Below are 20966 nucleotides of genomic sequence, written 5' to 3'. Positions count from 1 at the left end.
CAGTCGCGCGAGTTCGGCTTTCGCGCACGTGGTCTGGCCGCGGTCACGCGAGTTCGGTCTTCGATCGCGCGAGTTCTGTTCGCGGTCACGTGGTTGCGCCCGCGGTCACGCGAGGCTGGTTCTTCGATCCACGTGGGTGGCGTCCGCATTCGCGCAAGTTCGGTCCTCACGCACGCGAGATCCCTCGGTGATCACGTTCGCTCGAGTCGCGAAAAGGCGGTCACCTTCCGCGGAAGGTGACCGCCTTTTCGGTGGTCGTCAGCGCTCTTCTTCGTCCCATGGACGGTTGCGGCGGGGCGGGGCACCGCGTCCGCCGGATGGGCGGCGGGGCGGGGGCGTGTCGCGGCCGTCTTCTGCGGGTGGGCGCGGGCGTCGGCGGGGGGCGTCGCCGCGGCGGCGGGGGTCGCTGTCCGCCGGGGGCGGTGTGCGGCGGCCGGCCGGCGGTGGCTTGCGTGCGCCACGGTCGCGTTCGGCCGGGGCGCCTGCGCGCGGGGTCCGGCGGTCGCCTTCGGCGGGCGGTCGCGGGCGGCGGGGTGGTTCGCCGTCGCGGCCGCGGCGGGCACCCTGGGGCAGCGGCGTCTGGCCGGTGCGGTTCGACCCGGGCGGCCGCGGGCGTCCGCCTGCCGACGTCGCGGCGGCGCGCGTCGAAGGCTTTTCGTCGTCCTCGTCCGCAGGCCTGCGGGCCGCCTTGCCCTTTTTCGGGGCGTCGGGGTCGCGTTCGCGGACCATCCGGATGATGCCGATCAGCAGCGTGATGCCGGTGGTGATCGCCATGATGGGGAAGCCGTTGATCAGCGGGGTGCCGATGCTCAGCACCTTCGAGAGCATGTCGTCGCCCTCGGACCCCGACGTCAACAGGATCACGCCCGGCACGGTGACGGCCAGCACCAGCGGCGGCATGACCATCGGCCCGAACACCCCGCGACGCCGGACCGCGCAGACCGCGATCACGGCCCCGGCGATGTAGAGGACGGTGAAGATCACCGGGATGGTGCTCTGGCTCGGCTTGCCGATGAGGGCACCCACGACCGCCAGGACGAGGCCGACCAGGACCGCCGCCCACCAGGGCAGTCCACGCCTCGAACCGACGACAGGACGCTCATCCCACGGCACGGGGACGTCGTCGGCATCTGGATCGCTCTGGCGATCGCGAATCGCGGTCACAGCACAACACCGTATCTCGTGGTTGTGAAGATCTTGCCAGCACCGCCGCCGACGTGGGTGTATCGCCACCCGGCGGCGTGACCCGAGTGGCCCGCCGGGTGCTGCTGTGATGTGGTCCAGTCCTTTGCTTGCGTTTCCGGTTTGTCTCCTTTCCATGGCGCGGGGAGTGCGGGTTATTGCAGGTGAGCGGCTTGCCGGTCGGTTGCTCCGCAGGTCCGGCCGACCGGCCAGGGGAGGGCGCGGATCCAGCGGAGGCGTCGACCGCGGACGGTCGCCGGGGCCGGGTGACGGTGACCAGGCTGACTTTTTGCTCGCCGGCTGGTGGTGGCCCCGGTGAAGGAGGGTGTGGGCTTGCGGGCTGCCGGTCCGGCGGGTCGGCCGCGGGTGAGGCCCAGCGGACGCATCGATCGCGGGCGGTCTCCGAGGTCGGGTGATGGTGACCAGGTCGACTTTCGCTCGCCGGACGGTGGTCGCCCCGGTGGAGAAGGGTGCGGGCCTGCAGGCTGCCGATCCGGCGGGTTGGTGGCAGGTGCGGATCCGGTGGACGCGTCGACAGCAGGCGGTCGCCGGGGCCGGCGATGGTGATCGGGCCGACTCTTTGCTCGCCGGCCTGTGGTCGCCTCCGGTGAGGGGAGTGCGCGGGCCTGGCGGGCTGCCGGTCCAGCGGGCGCCGGCTGGTGGTCGCCTCCAGTGAGGGAGCGCACGGGCCTGGCATGCTGCCAGTCCAGCGGGCGTCGGTTGTGGGCATCGCCCGCCTGCACTGCCGCGCGCACACGCGGCTGCCGCGGCAGCCGGGGCCGGACGCGCCCGTGCCTCGCTCACGGTCACACGTTGCCACCCGGGCCACTCGTTGCCCCGGGCCACCCGTTGCCGCCCCGGGCTACCCCTTGTGTCGGGATAGCTCCTTGCGGTCGGACAGCCCCTGTGGCCGGACTACCCCTCGCGGCCAGACTTCCGCCTATGGCCGGATTTCCCTCGCAGCCGGACCGACCTCTCCGCCGGCAGCCCCGCGCCGGGAGCACTCAGCTGGCCGCCAGTTCGTCCCCCTTCCGCACCTGGGGAACCTGCGCCGGACTGCCCGCCGCGTCCGTCAACGGCGCCACCGTTGCTCGGAACGTCTCCAATGCCTCCAGCTCCCGCCGGCGCGCCGACAGGAACCGCTGCAGGTGCGTGCTCGACAGATTCAATGCGTCCACCGCGCCGCCTGCCGCTCGGTGGGCCGCTGCCGCTCCGGCTCGTACCTGCTCTACGTCGGCCTCCAGAGTTCGGTCGCTTGCCGCGAACAACGCCGCCGAAGCCAGTACCCCGAACCCCGTCGGCCCGCACAGGAACACCCGGCGGTCGATGAGCCAGCGCAGCAGCTCCGGATCCGTGTCCAACGCCGCGACCACCGCCGCGTCGGACGGGATGAACATGATCGTCCCGTAGATCGCGTCGGCCCAGCGCTGGTAGCCCTTGCCCGCCAGCTCGGCCGCGCGGGAACGGACCTGCCGGACGTGCGCGCGCAACGCGTCGATGCGCTCGGCCGGGTCGTCGGTCTCCACCGCCTCGGCCCAGATCGCCATGCTCGCCTTGGCATCCACCGGGACCGTGCGGTCGCCGCCCACCCGCAGGACCATGTCCGGTTTCGCCGAACCGCCGCCGCCCACGTCCGTCTGCAGGGTGAAGTGCAGGTTCTCGCGCAGCCCGAGCGCCCGCGCCGTCTCCACCAGCACCTGCTCGCCCAGTTCGCCGCGGCCGCTGATCGAGGCGAACGCGACCTCGTAGCGGCGCAGCGCCAGCTGCTGCTGATCCGACTTCGCCCGCTCGGCCGCCACCTGCCGGGCCGCCGCGTCGGCCCGGCGCATCCCGTCGTTGTACAGCCGCCACAGCACCGCGACGGCGAACAGCAGCAGGACCGCGAGCACGATCGCCGCGGTGGTCAGCACTGTCGCCACTTCCGCTCCTCCTTCCGGGCCGCCTGGTTCGGACCGCGCAGACATCATGGCGGACGGCACCGACAAAAACCGCGCCCGATCCGTCGCTCTGGGTAGCTGACCTGCGAACAAATCGAATCCACGCAGGGCGTGTCCGAACCGGCACGCTCGTGTTAGTACACACGTTCGAGTGAGGACCCGGCGAGCCTTCGCCTTTTCGTCGGGGCCGGGTCGTACCTTGGCCACCGTGAGATTCCTGCACACCTCCGACTGGCACATCGGCCGCACGTTCCACGGCGCCGATCTGCTCGCGGAACAGGAAGCGGTGCTCGGGCACCTCGCCGGCCTCGTGGCCGGCGAGGCGATCGACGCCGTCCTGGTGGCAGGCGACATCTACGACCGCGCGGTGCCGTCGGCCGAGGCCGTCCGGGTGGCCACCGCGGCGGTCGCGCGGATCCGCGCCGCCGGCGCGCAGCTCATCGTCACGCCGGGGAACCACGACTCCGCGCCACGGCTCGGCGCCTTCGCGGAGTTCGCCGCGGCGGGCGGCCTCCACTTGCGCACCACCGTCGGCGGGCTGGCCGAACCGGTGCTCCTGGACGACGGCCACGGCCCGGTCGCCGTCTACGGAATCCCTTACCTGGAGCCGGAACCGGCGCGCCACGCGCTGGGCGTGCCGGACGCGCGCGGCCACACCGGCGTGCTCACCGAGGCCATGCGGCGGATCCGCGCGGACCTCGGAACCCGGCCGGGCGTCCGGTCGGTCGTGCTCGCGCACGCGTTCGTCACCGGCGGCGCGCCGACCGAGTCCGAACGCACGATCGCGGTCGGCGGGGTCGAGCAGGTGCCCGGCTCGGTCTTCGACGGCGTCGACTACGTCGCGCTCGGCCACCTCCACGGCCCGCAGACCCTCGCCGAGCACCTGCGGTACTCCGGCAGCCCGCTGGCGTACTCGTTTTCCGAGGCGCGGCAACGCAAATCGGTCTGGCTGGTCGACCTGGACGCGAGCGGGCTCGCGGAAGTCCGCCGGCACGAACTGCCGGTGCCGAGGGCGCTGGCCACCCTCCGCGGCCGGCTCGAGGACCTGCTCGCGGACCCGGCGCACGACGAGGTCCTCGAACACTTCCTGTCGGTCACGGTCACCGACCCGGTCCGCCCGGTGGACGCGATGCGGCGCCTGCGCGAGCGGTTCGCGCACGCCGTGCACCTGGAGTGGGAGCCCGAAGGCGGCTCCGGCGGTGCCCCGCTGCGGTACTCCGACGCCGTGCGCGGCCGGTCGGACATCGAGATCTCGCGCAGCTTCCTTGACGACTGCCGTGGCGCCCCGCCCACCGAGAGCGAAGAAAAGCTGCTCTTCCACGCCCTCGAAGCGGCCGACCGGGGGGCACTCGCGAAATGAGGCTGCACAGGCTGGAGGTGGAAGCCTTCGGGCCGTACTGCGCGCGCGAAGTGGTCGACTTCGACGTGCTCGGCGCCGACGGCCTCTTCCTCCTGCACGGCGAAACCGGCGCCGGCAAGACCACGCTGCTCGACGCGATCGCGTTCGCGTTGTTCGGCGTGGTTCCCGGCGCCCGCAACGAGGCCAAGCGGCTGCGCTGCGACCTGGCCGAGCGCGACCAGGTCACCGAGGTCGCGCTGGAGCTCACCGTGCAGGGCCACCGCCTGAAGATCGTCCGCAACCCGGAGTACCAGCGGCCGAAGCGGCGCGGTGAGGGCACGACCACGCAGCAGGCGAGGGTGTCGTTGAGCTGGGTCGGCACGGCGCCGGCCGGGCTCCCGCCGGAGGGCCTGATCCGGATCGAGGAGGTCGCGCGCACCGTCGAGCGGCTGCTCGGGATGACCGCGGCGCAGTTCTTCCAGGTGGTGCTGCTGCCGCAGGGCGAGTTCGCCCGGTTCCTGCGCTCGGACACCGCCGAGCGCGAGAAGCTGCTCGAACGGCTTTTCGGCACCGAACGCTTCGCCGACGTCGAACGCTGGTTCGCCGACCTGCGGGCCGAGCGGGGCCGGGAACTCGAGCAGCAGCAAGGAAAAGTGCGCGAACTGCTGGCGCGCTACGCGCAGGAGGCACAGCAGGACCCGCCCGAGACCGACGTCGGCGAGTGGGTCGGCACCGTGCTAACGGCGTCCGCCGAACGCGCCGGGCAGGTCACGGCCGAGGAGGAACGCACGCGCGCGGCGGCGCAGCGTGCGGACGCCCACCTGCAGGAAGAGCGTTCCGACGCGGAGAAGATCCGCCGGGTCCGCACCGCGCACCTGCGGCTCGTCGAGATCACCGAGCAAGCGCCGCAACGCGCCGAGTGGGCCCAGGAAGTCGCGGCCGCGCGGCGGGCCGCCGGGGTCGCCGTGGAGGCCGATCTGCTCGACAGGCGCTCGGCGGAGCTGGCCGAAGCCGAACAGACCGAGAAGGCACGCGGCGCGCAGCTGCGCGAGTTCGGCACCCGCGCGACCGGCGACCTCAAGGCGCGGGCGGCTACCGCGCGGGAAGAAGCCGGTGCGGTCGCGGAACTCGTCGCCGAGGCCGAGCAACAGCAGTTCGACGTCATGCGGCGGGACGATCGGAAGCTGGCCGCCGTCACCGCCGGACAGCAGGTCAAAGAGCTGACCACCGAGCTGGCTGCCATTCCCGGCCAGCTGGCCAAGCTACGAGCGGACGCGCTCGCAGCGGCGGAAGCCGAGGCGAAAGTCGAGGGCGCCAAAGCGAAGGTGGACGAGCTGAGGGCCTTCGCGCGGGACGCGGCCGAGCTGCCCGAGGCTCGCGCGAAGGTCGAGCGCGGCGAGGCGAAGCTGCGCGAGGTCGTCGACGCGCACCAGGCGGCCCGGCAGCACCGGCTCGACCTGCGCGAGCGCCGGCTCGACGGGATGGCGGCCGAGCTGGCCGCCGCGCTGCCGGACGGCGCGCCGTGTCCGGTCTGCGGGTCGGCCGAGCACCCGGCGCCGGCGAACCGGGACGTCGCACTCGTCGACCCCGCCGAGGAACGTGCCGCCGAGGAAGCCGAGCAGGCGGCCGACGCGGTGCGGCAGCGGGTCGTCGTCGCGCTGGAAGAGGCGAAGGCGCGGCTGGCGGGCCTGCTGGAGCGGCTGGGCGAGCGCACGGCGGAGTCGATCACGGCCGAGCTGGCCGAAGCCCGTGCGTCGGTCGCGTCGCTGACGCATCGGGCGGCCGGGAAGGCGAAGCTCGGCGAACAGGTCGTCCTCCTGGAACGTGACCTCGAGCTGCGGACCGAACGTCGCCGGCGGGCCGAACAAGCGGCGACCGAGGCCACGACCGACGTCCGGGCGCTGGAGGAACGGCTGGCCGAGCGCGAACGCCGGCTCGTCGCGGGGCGCGGTGAGTTCGCGGACGTCGGCGCCCGGCGGGAGCACTTGGTCGGGCTGGCCGAAGCCCTCGAAGGGGTCTCCGAGGCCCGGACGGCCGTCGCGGGCGCCCGTGAGCGCGTCGCCCAGCAGCGCGCGCTGGTCGACGCGGCGGTCAAGGCGAAGGGGTTCACGTCGCTGAAGAAGGCGCGGGCCGCGATGCTGCCGGACGAGCAGATCGAGAAGCTGGAGCAGGGCATCGCCGAGGCCGAGGCCGCCGCGGCGGGCGCGCGGGCGCTGCTGTCCGAGCCGGACCTGTTCGGGATCTCGCCGGACGACGTCGCGGACGTCGGCCGCGCGGCCGACGCGGCCCAGCTGGCGCGGGCGCGGGCCGACTCGGCGTACGCGGCGCTGCGGGTGGCGACCGCGCAGCACGAGGAACTGACCCGGCTGGCGGGTCTGCTAGGCAAGGCCCTCGCCGGCCTCGCGCCGGCCGAAGCGGCGTACGCCGAGCTGCGCGCACTCGCGGACGTCGTCAACGGGCGGGGGCAGAACAGCCGGAAGATGTCGCTGCGCTCGTACGTGCTGGCGGCGCGGCTCGAAGAGGTGGCGGTGGCGGCCACCCACCGGCTGCGGACGATGAGCCAGGGGCGGTACTCGTTCGTGCACTCGGACGCGGCCGGCGCGCGCGGCACCCGCGGCGGGCTCGGCATCGACGTGCTCGACGACTACTCCGGCACGATCCGCCCGGCGAAGACGCTGTCCGGCGGTGAGTCGTTCCTCGCGTCGCTGGCCCTGGCGCTGGGCCTGGCCGACGTCGTCGCCGGGGAAACCGGCGGCGCGCTGCTGGACACGCTGTTCGTCGACGAGGGTTTCGGCACGCTGGACGCCGAGACCCTCGACGTCGTGATGAACATCCTCGACGAGCTCCGCGCGGGCGGCCGGGTGGTCGGCCTGGTGTCCCACGTCGAGGAGCTGCGGCAGCGCATCCCGACGCGGCTGCGGGTCCGGAAGTCCCGCACGGGCTCGACAGTGGAGGTGCGCGCCGGTTGAGGACAAGATGAAGGCATGACGGACCAGCCACCGGACGGCCTGCCCCGCTACCGCCTGCTCACCGGGCCGGACGACGCGAAGTTCTGCCACCGGATCAGTGAGGCGCTCGACCTCGGCTACCGCTTGCACGGCTCGCCGGCCGCGACCTTCGACGGCGCTCAGGTGATCGTCGCGCAAGCCTTGCTCTGGCGCGGCGAGCAGGGCTGACGCGAGCGCCGGGCGGAGCAGGCCCGCGCAGACCATGCTCCGGCGCGGCGAGCAGGGCTGACGCAAGGCCGGCGCCGGGGCTGATCTCAACCGAGCCCGGCCTGCCGGAGGTACATCCCGGCGTAGGAGCACCACGGCGTCCACCCCCGGGCTCGCTCGGGCAGCGACTCCGGCGAGATGCCCAGCGCTTCGGCGCCCCGCCGGACGGCGGCGTCCGCGGCCAGCAGGATGTCCGGGGCACCGAGCACGCGCATCAGCACGTAGTCCGCCGTCGACGCGTCGATGCCCGGGCACGCCAGCAACTCCGCCCGCAGCTCGGCGGCGTCGCGGCCGACGTGCACGTCCAGGCGTCTCTCGGCCAGTGCGGTGAGGGCCGCGTGGTCCGGCATGGCCGTCGCGACCCGGGCCGCGGCCGGGAAGAGCCGCGTCACGCCCCACTCACCCGGCACCTCTTCGCCGAGCGCAGCCGGGATCTGGTCGCCGAGCAGGGCACGAACCATCAGCTCTTCACCGTCGACGGTGCCCGGGACGCGGATCCCCGGCACCGCTTCGACCACCGGAGCCAGCGCCGGATCGGCACCGAGGACCCGGGTGACCGCCGCGGGATCGGCGTCGAGGTCGAGCAGCCGGCGCACCCGGCTGACCGCGCTGCCGAGGTCGCGCAGGTCGGTCAGCAGCAGCTCGCAGCGCACGTGATCCGGCTCCGGCGTCAACCGGACGACGCCGGTGCCGTGGGCGAGCCGCAACGTCCGTGCGTAGGACGTCGAAGTCACCTTCTCGACGCCCTCAACCGCGTGAGCGGCGAAGAAGCGAAGCAGTCCGACAGCGTCGAAAGGCGGTCTGAACGGCAACCGCAGGCTGAGGCGCGTCCCGCCTGCGTCGCCCTGGCGTCCACGTCGCGAAGCGGCGAAGGCGCGAAGCTGCGACGGTGTCGTCGCGAACACCTCGCGGATCGTCTCGTTGAACTGCCGGACGCTGGAGAAGCCCGCCGCGAACGCGACGTCCGTCAGCGGCAGCCCCGACATCTCGATGAGCAGCCGGGCCGAGTGCGCGCGGTGCGCCCGGGCCAGTGCGAGCGGACCCGCGCCCAGCTCGGCGGTCAGCACCCGGCCGAGCTGGCGTTCCGAGTAGCCGAGCCGTCGGGCCAGGCCCGGGACGCCTTCGCGCTCCACGGTGCCGTCGGAGATCAGGCGCATCGCCCGCGCGGCGAGGTCGGCGCGCACGTTCCAGTCCGGCGAGCCCGGCACGGCGTCGGGCAGGCAGCGGCGGCAGGCGCGGAAGCCGTTGGCCTGCGCGGCCGCCGACGTCGGGAAGAAGCGGACGTTCTGCTCCTTCGGCGTCGACGCCGGGCAGGACGGCCGGCAGTAGATGCCGGTGGTGCGCACCGCCATGATGAACTGGCCGTCGAAGCGCGGGTCGCGGGCGGTGACCACGCGGTAGCAGCGCTCGGCGTCCCGCCAGAGGGCGAGCGTTTCGGTGACCATGCCTTCGAGCATGACAGCAGGTCAGCGCGGTCGCTGGCGGAAATCCGACGCTGCGTTGGGGGTGTGGGCCCCGGTCGGGCGAGCCACGTAGACTGCGGGGTCGTGAGCCTCACCCTCGGTATCGTCGGCCTGCCCAACGTCGGCAAGTCCACCCTGTTCAACGCGCTGACCCGCAACGACGTGCTCGCCGCGAACTACCCGTTCGCGACGATCGAGCCGAACGTCGGCGTGGTGCCGCTGCCGGACCCGCGGCTGGACAAGCTGGCCGAGCTGCACAAGTCGGAGAAGATCGTCCCGGCCGTGGTGTCCTTTGTGGACATCGCGGGCATCGTGAAGGGCGCCTCCGAGGGTGCCGGGCTGGGCAACAAGTTCCTCGCGAACATCCGTGAGGCCAACGCGATCTGCCAGGTCATCCGCGTGTTCGACGACCCGGACGTGATCCACGTCGACGGCCGGATCGATCCGCTGAGCGACATCGAGACGATCAACACCGAGCTGATCCTGGCCGACCTGCAGACCCTCGAGAAGGCCGTCTGGCGGTTGGAGAAGGAAGCGCGGACCAAGAAGGAAGCGAAGCCCGCGCTCGAGGCCGCGCAGAAGGCGAAGGAGATCCTCGACAGCGGACGCACGCTCTTCTCCGCGCAGAAGGACGTCGACCTCGAACTGCTTCGCGAGCACAGCCTCCTGACGACGAAGCCGTTCCTGTACGTCTTCAACGCCGACGAAGGCGTCCTCACCGACGAGGCCCGCCGCGAGGAGCTGACGAAGCTGGTCGCGCCGGCGGACGCGGTGTTCCTCGACGCGAAGGTCGAGGCGGAGCTGCTGGAGTTGGACGACGAGGAGTCGGTCCGCGAGTTGCTCGAGTCGGTCGGCCAGCCGGAGCCGGGCCTGTATTCCCTGGCCCGCGCGGGTTTCCACACGCTGGGGCTGCAGACGTACCTGACGGCGGGCCCGAAGGAGTCCCGCGCCTGGACGATCCCCCAGGGCGCGACCGCCCCCCAGGCGGCGGGCGTGATCCACACGGACTTCGAGCGCGGCTTCATCAAGGCGGAGATCGTCTCGTACGACGACCTGATGGCGGCCGGCTCGATGGCGGCGGCCCGCGCGGCGGGCAAGGTCCGCATGGAGGGCAAGGACTACATCATGGCCGACGGCGACGTGGTGGAGTTCCGCTTCAACGTCTGACGGTCGGTTACTAGTTGTTATTTTCATTGGACGCAGGATATGCTGCGCCCAATGAAAGCTTCGCCGAGTCTGCTGCCCCTGCTGCGTTCGCGCATGCAGGGGGAGCTGCTCGCGCTCGTTCTGCTGCACCCGGACCGCGAGTACACCATCACCGAGCTCGCCGACGCCTGTGGTGTCACGCCCACCGCAGCCCTGCGCGAGGTCGAGCGGCTGGTCGAGGGCGGGATCCTCGAAGCCCGGCGGGTGGGCCGGAGCCGGCTCGTCAAAGCGCGCACGGACACGCCCCTCTACCGGCCGTTGAGCGATCTCATGGCGGTCACCTACGGGCCGCTGCCGATCCTCGCCGAAGCCCTGTCCGGGCTCGACGGCGTGACCGAGGCCTACATCTACGGGTCCTGGGCGGCGCGCCACAGCGGTGAACCGGGGCCGCCGCCCGGCGATGTCGACGTCCTCGTGGTGGGTTCGCCGGATCCGGACGCGCTCTTCGACCTGGCCGAGCGTGCTTCGCGGCGGCTGAGCCGTGAGGTCAACGTGCACCGGATCTCGCCCGAGGCCTGGGCGGCGGACACGGCCGATCCGTTCGTCACCAGCGTGCGTGAACGTCCGCTGGCCCCGCTGAACCTCGACCGGGAGTCTTGATGCCCCAGTGGAACCAGGGCCGCGAAAAGATCGACGCGTTCATCGCGCGCGGCGCCATCGAGCACGTCCCGGCGTCGCGGGAGGCGGCCGAGGCCGAGCTGGTCCGAGCCCGCACGCACCTCGCTTCGGCGCGGCAGCTGCAGGACACGGATCCGGAAGGTGCCTACACGCTGGCCTACGACAGCGCCCGGCGGGCGCTGGCGGCCGTCCTGCAGAACCAGGGGCTGCGGGTGACGAGCCGGGGTGGGCACGTCACCGTCTACGAGGCGGTGCTCGGTCAGCTGGATCCGCCGCTGGGGTCGGTTCTGCGGCCCTTCAACCGGATGCGGGCCCGTCGCAACGAAGTCGCGTACCGATCTTCGGAGGCTCCGTCGCTGACGGCGGAGGACGTCGCGGCCGATGTGCCGAAGGTCGAGGCCCTCATCGAGGTGGCCGAGAAGGCGATCCCGAACATGCCACGCTATTGACCGCCGCGCGGCGGCCGCTCACCCCGCGTGAGCGAGCGGTCCTGGACCTGGTGCTGGCCACGGACTTTCCCGGCGCGGCGGAACTCCGCGTCCAGGCGCGCACGGCTTGGGTGACCGGCCGGTGTGCCTGCGGCTGTCCCACGATCGATCTGGCCGTGGACGACGCGGCCCCGGTGGCCGACGTCGGCAGCGGGGTGGCCGTCGAGGTCGACGTGGCCGACGGTGGGCTCATCGTGTTCGTCGACGACGGCCGCCTGTCAGGGCTGGAGTACTGGACGGTCGGCGACACCCCGGCGGAGTTCCCGCCGCCGGGGGCGATCCGGCCATCCGGGTAGTGACGGCACCACGCCCCACCACCGCTCACCGGGGCCGGTAGGGCGACGGCGCTCGATCGGCGGCTGCTGCTCGTCGACGGGGTGGATTAACCGAGGAGGCCCATCAGCGCGATCGCGATCAGCACCACGGCGGGGGCGAGGGCGTTGATCCAGGCGCGCTGGACGGGGGTCAGGGTGGCGGTGCTGTTCATGGCGCTTCCTAGGGCCGAAATCCGATGCTTCCGCCCTGCTCAGCGCGCCGATCATGCGCTTCGTTAGCGGCTGTGATCGAACTCACCGGCATCCGGGTGACGACGGCCCCGGACGGTGAACCAGAGCACACCTCCGGCCGCTGCCACCATCGATGCGAATGCTGCTGTGCCCACCACGATCGCCTGCGTCATAGCCCGTCTCTCCTAGCAAATGTCGTTTACCGAGAGACGTCGAACCGGCCGGAAAGTGCACTCAGCGTAACCAGAGTCACAACGAAGAAAGCACCGAGTCGATCTCGGCCGCCAGCGAGAAGTCCTTGTCCGTCAACCCGCCCGCCGAGTGCGTCGAGAGCCGGAACGTCAGCGTGCGCCAGCGGATGTCGATGTCGGGGTGGTGGTCGGCGGCTTCGGCCAGCACCGCGACGCGGTCCACCACCTCGATCGCCTGCGGGAAGCTCGCCAGCTCCGCCTCGCGCGAGATCACCGCCCCGGAGCGGGTCCAGCCCGCGCCCAGTCGTCCGTCGGCCTCGGAGTCGCTCAAGATTTCCGTCATGACTCCATCGTCGCGCCTCCTGGACTACGCTGCACGGTTGCCACGGGAGTCCGGTCAGCCGGGCTGAGAGGCGGGGTCACCCGCGACCGTTCGCACCTGACCGGATCATGCCGGCGAAGGGAGGGCTTTCCCTCCTCGTCCGGCGAAGTGCAGGAGGGTAGATGAAAAGCAGGGCTGTGCGCGCCGCGACGGCCATCGCCGCGGTCAGCGCCGTCGCCGCTGGGTGCTCGCTGTCGGACGGTGACGGTGGCACGCAGCAGACGCCCACCGTCACCCTCGTGACGCACGACTCCTTCCTGGCGCCGCAGGAGGTGCTCGACGCCTTCCAGAAGCAGTCGGGCATCAAGATTTCCGTGCTCAAGCAGGGCGACGCCGGTTCGCTGACCAACAAGCTCGTGCTGACGAAGGCCAACCCGATCGGCGACGTCGCGTACGGCGTCGACTCGACCTTCGCCTCGCGCGCGCTCAAGGAAGGCGTTTTCGAGCCCTACACCAGCCCGGAGGCCGATCGCGGGCCGCAGCGCTACGCCGTCGACCCCGAGCACCGGCTCTCCGCGGTCGACGTCGGCGACGTCTGCGTCAACGTCGACACGAACTACTTCACCACCAAGGGCATCCCGGCGCCGGAGACCTACGACGACCTCGCCGACCCGAAGTACAAGGACCTGCTGGTCGCCGAGGACCCCGCCACCGCGTCGCCCGGGCTCGCGTTCCTCCTCGGCACGATCGCCAAGTACGGCGAAACCGGCTGGAAGGACTACTGGACGAAGCTGAAGGCCAACGGGCTCAAGGTGGTCAGCGGCTGGGAAGAGGCCTACACCAAGGACTTCTCCGGCTCGTCCGGCAAGGGGCCGCGGCCGATCGTCGTCTCGTACGCTTCGTCGCCCGCCGCGGAGGTCGGCGACGACGGCAAGCCGCGCACCAAGGCCCTGCTGGACACCTGCTACCGGCAGGTCGAGTACGCGGGCGTGCTGGCGAACGGCAAGCAGGAGGAGAGCGCGCGCAAGGTCGTCGACTTCCTGCTGTCGCAGCAGTTCCAGGCGACGGTCGCGGCCACCATGTACGTCTACCCCGCGCGCCAAGGCGTCGACCTGCCCGCGGGCTGGGCGCAGGTCGCGCCGCTGCCGCAGAAGCCGCAGGCGCTGACGGCCGACCAGGTCCAGGCCGGACGTGAGAAGTGGATCGGCGAATGGCGCACGCTCGTGCAGTCTTAGCCCCACCGCGGACCGCCCGGGGCCTCGGCCTGGCGTTGCTTGGCCTGGCCCCGATCGGGTTCCTGGCGGTGTTCTTCGCCTGGCCGGTGCTGGCGATCATCGGCCGCGGGTTCGCCGCGGGCGGGCTCGACGTCGTCCTCGGCGACGCGCGAACCTGGCAGCTGGCCGGCTTCACCGTGGCGAGCGCGGCCGCGTCGACGCTGGTGGCGGTGCTCGCCGGGCTGCCGGTGGCGTTCCTGCTGGCCCGGGTGAAGCTGCCCGGCGTCGGCCTCGCGCGGACGCTGGTGCTGGTGCCGTTCGTGCTGCCGACCGTCGTCGTCGGGCTGGCGTTCCGGGCGCTGTGGCCGGACGGCGGGGTGCTGCCGATCGTGCTGGCGAACGCCTTCTTCAACGTCGCCGTCGTCGCGCGGACCGTCGCCGGGCTCTGGGCGCGGCTGGACTCCCGGACGACCGACGCCGCCCGCGCACTGGGCGCGTCGCCGTGGCGGGCGTTCCGCTCGGTGACGCTGCCCGCGCTGGCGCCGGCGATCGCGTCCGCCGCGGCCGTCGTGTTCCTGTTCTGCGCCACCAGCTTCGGGGTCGTCCTCATCCTCGGCGGTGCGAAGTACCGGACGCTGGAAACCGAGATCTACCTGCGGACCGTCGACCTCCTCGACCTCTCGGGCGCGGCGGCGCTGTCGCTGATCCAGTTCACCGCCGTGGTCGCCGCGCTGGTGCTCGGCGGGCTGGCCCGGCGGCGCAAGGACGGCGCCCGGATCGGTGCCACGAAAATACGACGTCCGCGCGGCGGCGAGTGGTGGGCCGTCGGCGCCGCCGGGGTCGTGCTGGCCCTGCTGCTGACGCCGATCGTCGCGCTGCTCGCCGAGTCGGTCTCCACTCCGGAAGGCTGGAGTTTCGCCGGTTATCGAGCGTTGACCAGCACCGGCGAGAAGGGTGCGCTGCAGGTGTCCGGGTGGGACGCCGCGGTGAACTCGCTGAAGGTCGCCGTCGACGCGACGCTGCTCGCGATGGTCGTCGGCGTGCTCGCGTCCGTCGTGCTGGTGGCGCTGCGGCGGTCGCCCGCCAAAGCCGCGCGCGGGCTCGGCGAGACGATGGACGCCGTGCTGATGCTGCCGCTCGGGGTGTCCGCGGTGACCGTCGGCTTCGGCTACCTGGTGACGCTCGACGCGCTGCCCGGCGACCTCCGGACCTCGCCCTACCTGGTGCCGCTGGCGCAGGCGCTGGTGATCATCCCGCTGATCGTGCGGATGGTGCTGCCGGTGCTGCGCTCGGTCGATGTCCGATTGCGGCAGGCCGCGTCGACGCTCGGCGCGAGCCCGCTGCGCGTGTGGCGGGAGATCGACCTGCCGCTGGCGTTGCGGCCGCTGGTCGCGGCGGCCGGGTTCGGGTTCGTCGTGGCACTCGGCGAGTTCGGCGCGACGAGCTTCCTCGCCCGGCCGACGGCGCCGACGCTGCCGGTCGCGATCGCGTCGCTGATGGGACGTCCGGGGGAGCTGAACAACCAGATGGCGTACGCCGCGTGCGCGTTGCTGATGCTCGTGACGGTGCTGGCGGTCGCGCTGATCGAACGGCTGGGACACGAACGGCTGGGACGCGGCCGGGTGGGAGAGTTCTGATGGCGCTGTCGGTGCGGGACCTGACCGTCCACTATGGATCGTTCGCCGCGGTGCGCGACGCCCGGCTGGACATCGCCGACGGTGAAGTGCTGGCGCTGCTCGGCCCGTCGGGTTCGGGGAAGTCGACGCTGCTGCGCGCGATCACCGGCCTCGAGCCGTCGGCGCGCGGCTCGGTGAGCTGGGACGGCGAGGACCTCGGCGCGGTACCGGTGCACCGGCGCGGGTTCGGGCTGGTGTTCCAGGACGGCCAGCTGTTCGGCCACCGCGACGTCGCCGCGAACATCGCGTTCGGCCTGCGGATGCACGGCGTACCGCGCGCGCAGTGGGCTCCGCGCGTCGCCGAGCTGCTGGAGCTGGTGGGTCTCGCCGGCTTCGAACGGCGGCGCGTCACGGAGCTGTCCGGCGGGCAGGCCCAGCGGGTCGCGCTGGCCCGGGCGCTGGCGCCGAAGCCGCGGCTGCTGCTGCTCGACGAGCCACTGTCCGGTTTGGACGCCGGGCTGCGCGAGCAGCTGGCCATCGACCTGGCGGACCTGTTGCGGCGCAGCAAGATCACGGCCCTCCTGGTGACGCACGACCAAGAAGAAGCCTTCACGCTCGCCGACCGCGTGGCGGTGCTCGACGCGGGCGAGGTCCGCCAGGAGGGCGCCGTCCGGCGCGTGTGGCGCAACCCGGCGGACGACGACGTGGCCCGGTTTCTCGGTGTGACGACGTTCGTCGACGCGGTGGTGGCGGGCGGAGTGGCGCATACGCCGCTCGGCGATGTGGCGATGCCCGACACCGACGACGGCCCGGTCCGCCTGGGGCTGCGGCCGCACGCGCTGCGCGTGGCCGCCGAAGGTGTGCCCGGCGAAGTCGTCGCGGCCGTGCACCGCCGCGAGCACGTCCGGCTCGTCGTGAAGCTTGAAGAGTCCACAGTGGACGCGGTCGCGCCGGCGGCGTCGGACCTGCGGGCCGGGGACGCGGTGACGCTGGACTTCGACCCGGACGGCGTCGCGCTGGTCGGCTGACTCAACTGGCCCAGTGCGCGAGGAGGTCCAGCGCGGACTCCGACGGGCTGCCGGGGTCCGCGGTGAAGGTCACCAGCCGCTGGCCCGAGGAGTCCGGCAGCTCGAAGTTCTCGAACCGCAGCGTCAGCTCGCCCGCGACCGGGTGGCGGAAGCGCTTGCGCCCGTGCGTGCGCTGCTGCACCACCCGGCCCGACCACAGCGTCCGGAACGGCTCGCTCCGCAGCGTCAGCTCCCCGATGAGGGTCGCGAGCGCTTGGTCGGTCGCGTAGCGCGCCGCGACCAGCCGCAGCTGGCCGACGGTGGCGCGGGCGACGTCGGGCCAGTCCGGGAACACTTCACGGCTCGCCGGGTCGAGCAGGCAGAACCGGGCGAGGTTGCGGGACGGCGTCGCCGCGAAGTCGAAGAACAGCTGCGCGGACAGCGGGTTCCACGCGAGGACGTCGAGCCGGTGGTCGAGGACGAGGGCGGGGACGCGGTCCAGCTTCGCCAGCAGCCCCACCAGCTCGGGGCGCGCCCGGCGGGCCGACGGCGGCCGGGCGGGCCGGGCCGAGGCGAGGTCGTGCAGGTGACCGCGTTCGACGTCGTCGAGCCGCAGGGTCCGGGCCAGCGCGTCGAGGACCTCGGGTGACGGGCCGCGCGCCCGGCCCTGCTCCAGGCGGACGTAGTACTCGACGCTGATCCCGGCGAGCTGCGCGACCTCCTCGCGCCGCAGTCCCGCCACCCGTCGCCGGGGGCCGGTGAGGATTCCGCTGCCGGCCGGCGTCGCGGCTTCGCGGCGCGACTTCAGGAAGCGGCCCAGTTCCCGGTCCATGCGTGCCAGTGTGCGGCTTCCCCGCGCCGCGGACCTGGCCCTGCTGGTACCAGGACCGGCGGACCGCCCCCACGACAGGGGCTGGGACCGCGGACCGGTGCGCGGCAGGCTCGGCCGGGACGAAAGGACTTCCCATGTGCCACCGCACCGAAAGCCGCCCGCCCGCACCGCCGATCCGCGGCGAGGTGGCGGCGGACGGACCCCTGACGCTGACCTCGAGCGTCGAGTTCCTCGCCCACCACGCGGTGCCCGCCGCACCGAACGGCCGCAAGATCGTCCTGCTGCCGGACGTCCGCGGGGTGCACGCCTTCTACCGCGACCTGACCCGAAGGTTCGCCGAAGCCGGGTTCGAGACGGTCGCCGTCGACTACTACGGCCGCACCGCGGGCCTCGGCGACCGGGACGACGCATTCGACTGGGAAAGCCACCTGCCGCAAGTGCGGCCGGACGACGTCGCGGAAGACGTCGCCGCCGCACGGGACTTCCTCGGCGGCGGACCGGTGTTCACCGTGGGCTTCTGCTTCGGTGCCGGTCAGTCGTGGCGGCTCTCGGCGGCGGACCTCGGCCTCGCCGGGGTGATCGGTTTCTACGGCCTGCCGAAGCTGGTCGAGGACGTCGTCGACGACCTCGCAGCACCGATGTTGCTGCTGCTGGCCGGTGAGGACGTCGCGACGAGCCGTGCCGAGTTCGACGCCTTCACCGGTTCGCTCGACGCGGCCGGGGTGCCTTACGAGCAGCACGTGTACGCGGGCGCGCCGCATTCGTTCTTCGACCGGTCTTACGCGGAGTGGGGCGAGGCCTGCGACGACGCGTGGCGCCGCATCCTCGCCTTCACTCAGCCGTCGCGAGTGGACAGTCGTGCGTAGGCCAGCGACAGCCCGATCACGATGTAGCAAGCCGCCCGCAAGGCGCCTTCGCCGAGCATCTGCCCGCCCATCGGGTCCTGCAGCACCTCCGCCGGGGCCACCGACCAGTTCTGCGTCAGCAGGAACGGGTGCAGCCAGTCCAGCGACGTCAGGAACCCGAGGATGGTGAACACGATGTCGGCCGCCAGGACCGAGGCCACGACCAGCATCGGGTGCTCGGTCCAGCTGGAGATCGCCAGCGCCACCGCGCCGACCGCCCACAGCTGGAGCACCACCCAGCCCGCCATCAGCAGGATCCGGGCCAGCGCGCCGCCCAGGGACAACGTCGTGCCGGACAACGTGAACAGCGAGTCCGTGCCGTTGATGACCAGCCCGGTCACCACCCCGGTGACGCACATCGCCAGCACCGAGACCACCGACACCGTCGCGACGCCGAACGCCTTGACCGCCAGCAGGCGACCCCGGCCGACCGGCGCGATCAGCCAGCCGCGCAGCGTGCCGTGTGCGGTCTCGCCGGCGATCGCGTCCGCCCCGGCCATCGCCGAAGCCAGCGGCAGGAGCAGCGCCAGCGACATCACGACCGCCGCGATCGGGAGGACGAACGCGTTGTTGACCGCGGACGCCAGCAGGGCGCCGCCGCCTTCGTCCGGGCCGCCGCCGGCGGCCGGGTTGTCGTCGACCAGGGTCAGGCCGATGCCGATGATCACCGGGATCAGCGCCAGGAGCCCGAGCACGGCCAGCGTCCGCGGCCGCCGGAAGATCCAGCGCAGCTCCGCGGCCAGCAGGCGGGTCAGCGGCACCGTGTCGTGGCCCGTGCGGGCCGCCGGTGCTTCCAGGACGGCCGTCATTCCGATCCCTCCCCAGTGGATTCCGTCAGCCGGGCGAACAGGTCTTCCAGCCCCGTGCGGGCCCGCGTCGCCTCGTGGACCGCGACCCCCGCGCCCACCAGGACCTGCAGCACCCGCGGTGCTTCCGTCGTCGTGAGGTCGGCCCGGACGCCGTCGGGCGTGAGCCGCGCGCCGATCCGGTTCTCCCGCAGCACTTCCACGGCCTGTTCCGCGTCCGGCGTGCGGACCAGCAGCGCCGCGTTCCCGGACTCCAGCAGCTCGGTCAGCTCGCCCTGCGCGACGACGTTGCCTGCCTGCAGCACGGCGACGTGCGTGCAGGTCGCCTCCACCTCGGCCAGCAGGTGCGACGACACGAGCACGGTGACCCCGGCGGCGTGCAGCTCGGCCACGATCCTGCGGATCTCCCTGGTACCCGCAGGATCGAGGCCGTTGGTCGGCTCGTCGAGCACGACCATCTTCCGCGGCACGAGCAACGCCGAAGCGAGCCCGAGCCGCTGCTTCATGCCGAGCGAGTAGCCCTTGTAGCGCCGGCGCGCCGCACCGGTCAGCCCGACGCGCTCGAGCGCCGAATCCACCGCGGTGGGGATCCCGGACGACGCCAGCCGCGGCTCGGCCGCGGCGAAGCGCAGCAGGTTGTCACGCCCGGACAGGAACGGGTGGAAGCCCGGCCCCTCGACCAGCGCGCCGACGTCCGGCAGCGCGTGCGCGGCGGCGTCGGGCATCTTGCGGCCGAGCAGCTCGACCTCGCCCTCGGTCGGCCGGACCAGGCCGAGCAGCATCCGGATGGTGGTCGTCTTGCCCGAGCCGTTCGGCCCGAGCATCCCGACGACCGCGCCCTCCGGGATGTCGAGGTCGACGTGGTCCACCGCGACGGTGCTGCCGTAGACCTTGCGCAGCCCCCGCGTGCGCGCGGCCAGGGGAACCGCCGGGGCGGACGTCTCCGAAGAAACGTCCGCCCCGGACTCCACAGCCGTGCTGGTCACTTCGCGCCCAGCGCTTCGTAGAGGACCTGCTCCGGCACCGCGCCGGCGGCGAACCGGCCGTCGTCGGTCAGGATCGCGGTGCCCACCTTCGTGGTGACGAGGTGGCCGCTGCCCCAGGCGCCGCTGACCTTCTTCGCGAACCGGTCGAGCAGGGCCTGCGGGTCGGCGTTGCGGCCCTGGCGGTCACCCTGCTGCTTCGGCGCCGCGTTCAGCGCGTCGGCCGGGATCTTGCCGGTGACGACGGTGTCCCAGCCGTCGCCGACGACCTTGACGTCGTCCTTCGCCTGCTCGGCGAGGGCCTTGTCCTTGTCGTCCACGGTCGGCGTCTTCTCCTGCACCTTGGCGCCCTTCGGCGGGGTGAAGGTGAAGAGGTCGGCCGGCTGCTGGGTGAACTCGATCTCGCTGAACGCGACCTCGAGCGCCGGCGTCGAGGTGCCGTTGCTCAGCACCGACACCCGCAGCGGCATCCGCGTCTGGGAGTCGACCGCGACGCGGATCTCGCGCAGCAGCGTCCGCTCGCCCGGCTTCGGCGTCAGCACCAGCTCGTAGGCCGGGCGGTCGGCGACCGTCGCGGTGCCGTCGACCGACACGGTGCTGCTCTCGCGGACCTTGGCGAGCAGTTCGGTCGAAGCGGCGACCGGGTCGGGCGTCTTCTCGCTGCCCGCGCCCTTCTGCTTGGCCACGTCGGCCGGGATGGTCACCTTGGTCGCGGTGTTCGTCTTGGAGCTGTAGTCCCAGACGGTCGTGCCGTCGTGGACCACGGTCTCCTGGCTGGCGCCCTGCGTGGCGGCCAGGCGGCTCTTGCCGGCGCCGTCGCTGAAGATGTGCGCCGAGTCGATGTTCAGCGCCGACGCCCCCGGCAGCGCGTTCCCCACCGACGGCAGGCCCAGGTCGTTGCTGATCTTGACGGTGCCGTCGAACGCGCCCGGCTTCGCCTTCATGACCGACTGCACCAGGTCCTCGGCGCTCACCTGCGGCAGTGCCGGCTTGTCGTCGGCGCTGGCCGGCATCGCGATGAACGCGAGCCCGCCCGCACCGAGCGCGGTGCCGACGACCGCGGCGGTGATGCCCTTCGTCTTCGGTTTCATGCGTCTCTCCCTGTGGTGTCCCGGGCTCGAGTGTGCCCGGCTCCC

At 72.5% G+C, this 20966-nt stretch carries 19 protein-coding genes and 1 riboswitch; of the genes, 11 read left to right on the top strand and 8 right to left on the bottom strand.

The window, feature by feature from the left end; translation table 11 throughout:
• Positions 1 to 258: 258 nt before the first annotated feature.
• Together QSK39_RS05005 and QSK39_RS05000 are read right to left on the bottom strand one after the other, a co-directional pair.
• On the bottom strand, positions 259 to 1164 hold the full coding sequence (locus tag QSK39_RS05005) for a DUF6542 domain-containing protein (protein WP_285476471.1): 906 nt from the start codon (positions 1162 to 1164) through the stop codon (positions 259 to 261).
• Positions 1165 to 2186: 1022 nt separating this feature from the next.
• Positions 2187 to 3101 carry a DNA recombination protein RmuC gene (locus QSK39_RS05000; protein WP_284747575.1) on the bottom strand — a complete coding sequence of 305 codons (915 nt, stop codon included), beginning with the start codon at positions 3099 to 3101 and terminating at the stop codon, positions 2187 to 2189.
• A gap of 226 nt (positions 3102 to 3327) precedes the next feature.
• On the opposite strand from QSK39_RS05000, the gene QSK39_RS04995 reads away from it, so the two are divergent.
• Genes QSK39_RS04995 through QSK39_RS04985 form a run of 3 tightly spaced genes read left to right on the top strand, consistent with a single transcriptional unit; the run spans position 3328 to position 7634 of the window.
• On the top strand, positions 3328 to 4479 hold the full coding sequence (locus tag QSK39_RS04995) for an exonuclease SbcCD subunit D (protein ID WP_285476470.1): 1152 nt from the start codon (positions 3328 to 3330) through the stop codon (positions 4477 to 4479).
• Positions 4476 to 7427 carry an AAA family ATPase gene (locus QSK39_RS04990; RefSeq protein ID WP_285476469.1) on the top strand — a complete coding sequence of 984 codons (2952 nt, stop codon included), beginning with the start codon at positions 4476 to 4478 and terminating at the stop codon, positions 7425 to 7427. The genes QSK39_RS04995 and QSK39_RS04990 overlap by 4 nt, the downstream gene beginning before the upstream one ends.
• Before the next feature lie 15 nt (positions 7428 to 7442).
• The gene (locus tag QSK39_RS04985; protein ID WP_285476468.1) at positions 7443 to 7634 is read left to right on the top strand and encodes a DUF1737 domain-containing protein; all 192 of its coding nucleotides are present in this window, start codon (positions 7443 to 7445) and stop codon (positions 7632 to 7634) included.
• Positions 7635 to 7720: 86 nt separating this feature from the next.
• Here the strand turns inward: QSK39_RS04985 and QSK39_RS04980 are convergent, their stop codons facing one another.
• Complete coding sequence (locus QSK39_RS04980) at positions 7721 to 9118, bottom strand: AlkA N-terminal domain-containing protein (RefSeq protein ID WP_285476467.1); 1398 nt, start codon at positions 9116 to 9118, stop codon at positions 7721 to 7723.
• A gap of 102 nt (positions 9119 to 9220) precedes the next feature.
• Here QSK39_RS04980 and ychF point away from each other — a divergent pair, with 102 nt between their 5' ends.
• From ychF to QSK39_RS04960, 4 genes are read left to right on the top strand one after another with little or no spacing between them, the layout of a single operon-like run.
• Complete coding sequence (gene ychF, locus QSK39_RS04975; protein ID WP_285476466.1) at positions 9221 to 10303, top strand: redox-regulated ATPase YchF; 1083 nt, start codon at positions 9221 to 9223, stop codon at positions 10301 to 10303.
• A gap of 51 nt (positions 10304 to 10354) precedes the next feature.
• Positions 10355 to 10942 carry an ArsR family transcriptional regulator gene (locus tag QSK39_RS04970; RefSeq protein ID WP_285476465.1) on the top strand — a complete coding sequence of 196 codons (588 nt, stop codon included), beginning with the start codon at positions 10355 to 10357 and terminating at the stop codon, positions 10940 to 10942.
• Positions 10942 to 11409 (top strand): hypothetical protein, encoded by a 468-nt coding sequence (locus tag QSK39_RS04965; protein ID WP_285476464.1) that lies wholly within the window; start codon positions 10942 to 10944, stop codon positions 11407 to 11409. The genes QSK39_RS04970 and QSK39_RS04965 overlap by 1 nt, the downstream gene beginning before the upstream one ends.
• Positions 11406 to 11744 carry a hypothetical protein gene (locus QSK39_RS04960; RefSeq protein WP_285476463.1) on the top strand — a complete coding sequence of 113 codons (339 nt, stop codon included), beginning with the start codon at positions 11406 to 11408 and terminating at the stop codon, positions 11742 to 11744. Before QSK39_RS04965 ends, QSK39_RS04960 begins: the two co-directional genes overlap by 4 nt.
• Positions 11745 to 12203: 459 nt before the next feature.
• On the opposite strand, the gene QSK39_RS04955 is transcribed toward QSK39_RS04960, so the two are convergent.
• Positions 12204 to 12488, bottom strand: a complete 285-nt coding sequence (locus tag QSK39_RS04955) for a 4a-hydroxytetrahydrobiopterin dehydratase (RefSeq protein ID WP_285476462.1) — start codon at positions 12486 to 12488, stop codon at positions 12204 to 12206.
• Between the two features lie 32 nt (positions 12489 to 12520).
• Positions 12521 to 12628, top strand: a riboswitch (TPP riboswitch).
• Positions 12629 to 12649: 21 nt separating this feature from the next.
• Here QSK39_RS04955 and QSK39_RS04950 point away from each other — a divergent pair.
• From QSK39_RS04950 to QSK39_RS04940, 3 genes are read left to right on the top strand one after another with little or no spacing between them, the layout of a single operon-like run.
• Positions 12650 to 13702 (top strand): thiamine ABC transporter substrate-binding protein, encoded by a 1053-nt coding sequence (locus QSK39_RS04950; protein ID WP_285476461.1) that lies wholly within the window; start codon positions 12650 to 12652, stop codon positions 13700 to 13702.
• Positions 13678 to 15318, top strand: coding sequence for an ABC transporter permease (locus QSK39_RS04945; protein ID WP_502873244.1), 1641 nt, complete (start codon positions 13678 to 13680; stop codon positions 15316 to 15318). Before QSK39_RS04950 ends, QSK39_RS04945 begins: the two co-directional genes overlap by 25 nt.
• Positions 15318 to 16325, top strand: a complete 1008-nt coding sequence (locus QSK39_RS04940; RefSeq protein ID WP_285476460.1) for an ABC transporter ATP-binding protein — start codon at positions 15318 to 15320, stop codon at positions 16323 to 16325. The genes QSK39_RS04945 and QSK39_RS04940 overlap by 1 nt, the downstream gene beginning before the upstream one ends.
• Position 16326: 1 nt before the next feature.
• On the opposite strand, the gene QSK39_RS04935 is transcribed toward QSK39_RS04940, so the two are convergent.
• On the bottom strand, positions 16327 to 17136 hold the full coding sequence (locus tag QSK39_RS04935; protein ID WP_285476459.1) for a helix-turn-helix transcriptional regulator: 810 nt from the start codon (positions 17134 to 17136) through the stop codon (positions 16327 to 16329).
• 134 nt (positions 17137 to 17270) lie between these two features.
• Here QSK39_RS04935 and QSK39_RS04930 point away from each other — a divergent pair, with 134 nt between their 5' ends.
• Positions 17271 to 18002 (top strand): dienelactone hydrolase family protein, encoded by a 732-nt coding sequence (locus QSK39_RS04930; protein WP_285476458.1) that lies wholly within the window; start codon positions 17271 to 17273, stop codon positions 18000 to 18002.
• Here QSK39_RS04930 and QSK39_RS04925 read toward each other — a convergent pair.
• Genes QSK39_RS04925 through QSK39_RS04915 form a run of 3 tightly spaced genes read right to left on the bottom strand, consistent with a single transcriptional unit; the run spans position 17972 to position 20921 of the window.
• Entirely contained in the window at positions 17972 to 18850 is an 879-nt protein-coding gene (locus tag QSK39_RS04925) for an ABC transporter permease (RefSeq protein WP_285476457.1), read from the bottom strand. The two genes, QSK39_RS04930 and QSK39_RS04925, sit on opposite strands and share 31 nt — an antisense overlap.
• The gene (locus QSK39_RS04920; protein WP_285476456.1) at positions 18847 to 19833 is read right to left on the bottom strand and encodes an ABC transporter ATP-binding protein; all 987 of its coding nucleotides are present in this window, start codon (positions 19831 to 19833) and stop codon (positions 18847 to 18849) included. Before QSK39_RS04920 ends, QSK39_RS04925 begins: the two co-directional genes overlap by 4 nt.
• Positions 19830 to 20921, bottom strand: a complete 1092-nt coding sequence (locus QSK39_RS04915) for a LolA family protein (RefSeq protein ID WP_285476455.1) — start codon at positions 20919 to 20921, stop codon at positions 19830 to 19832. The genes QSK39_RS04920 and QSK39_RS04915 overlap by 4 nt, the downstream gene beginning before the upstream one ends.
• Between the last annotated feature and the right edge of the window lie 45 nt (positions 20922 to 20966).

The sequence above is a fragment of the Amycolatopsis sp. NBRC 101858 genome, assembly GCF_030269325.1.
Classification (GTDB): Bacteria; Actinomycetota; Actinomycetes; order Mycobacteriales; family Pseudonocardiaceae; genus Amycolatopsis; species Amycolatopsis ponsaeliensis.
Note: the sequence above shows the minus strand (reverse complement) of the source record. Positions and strands in the feature narration are given on the sequence as shown.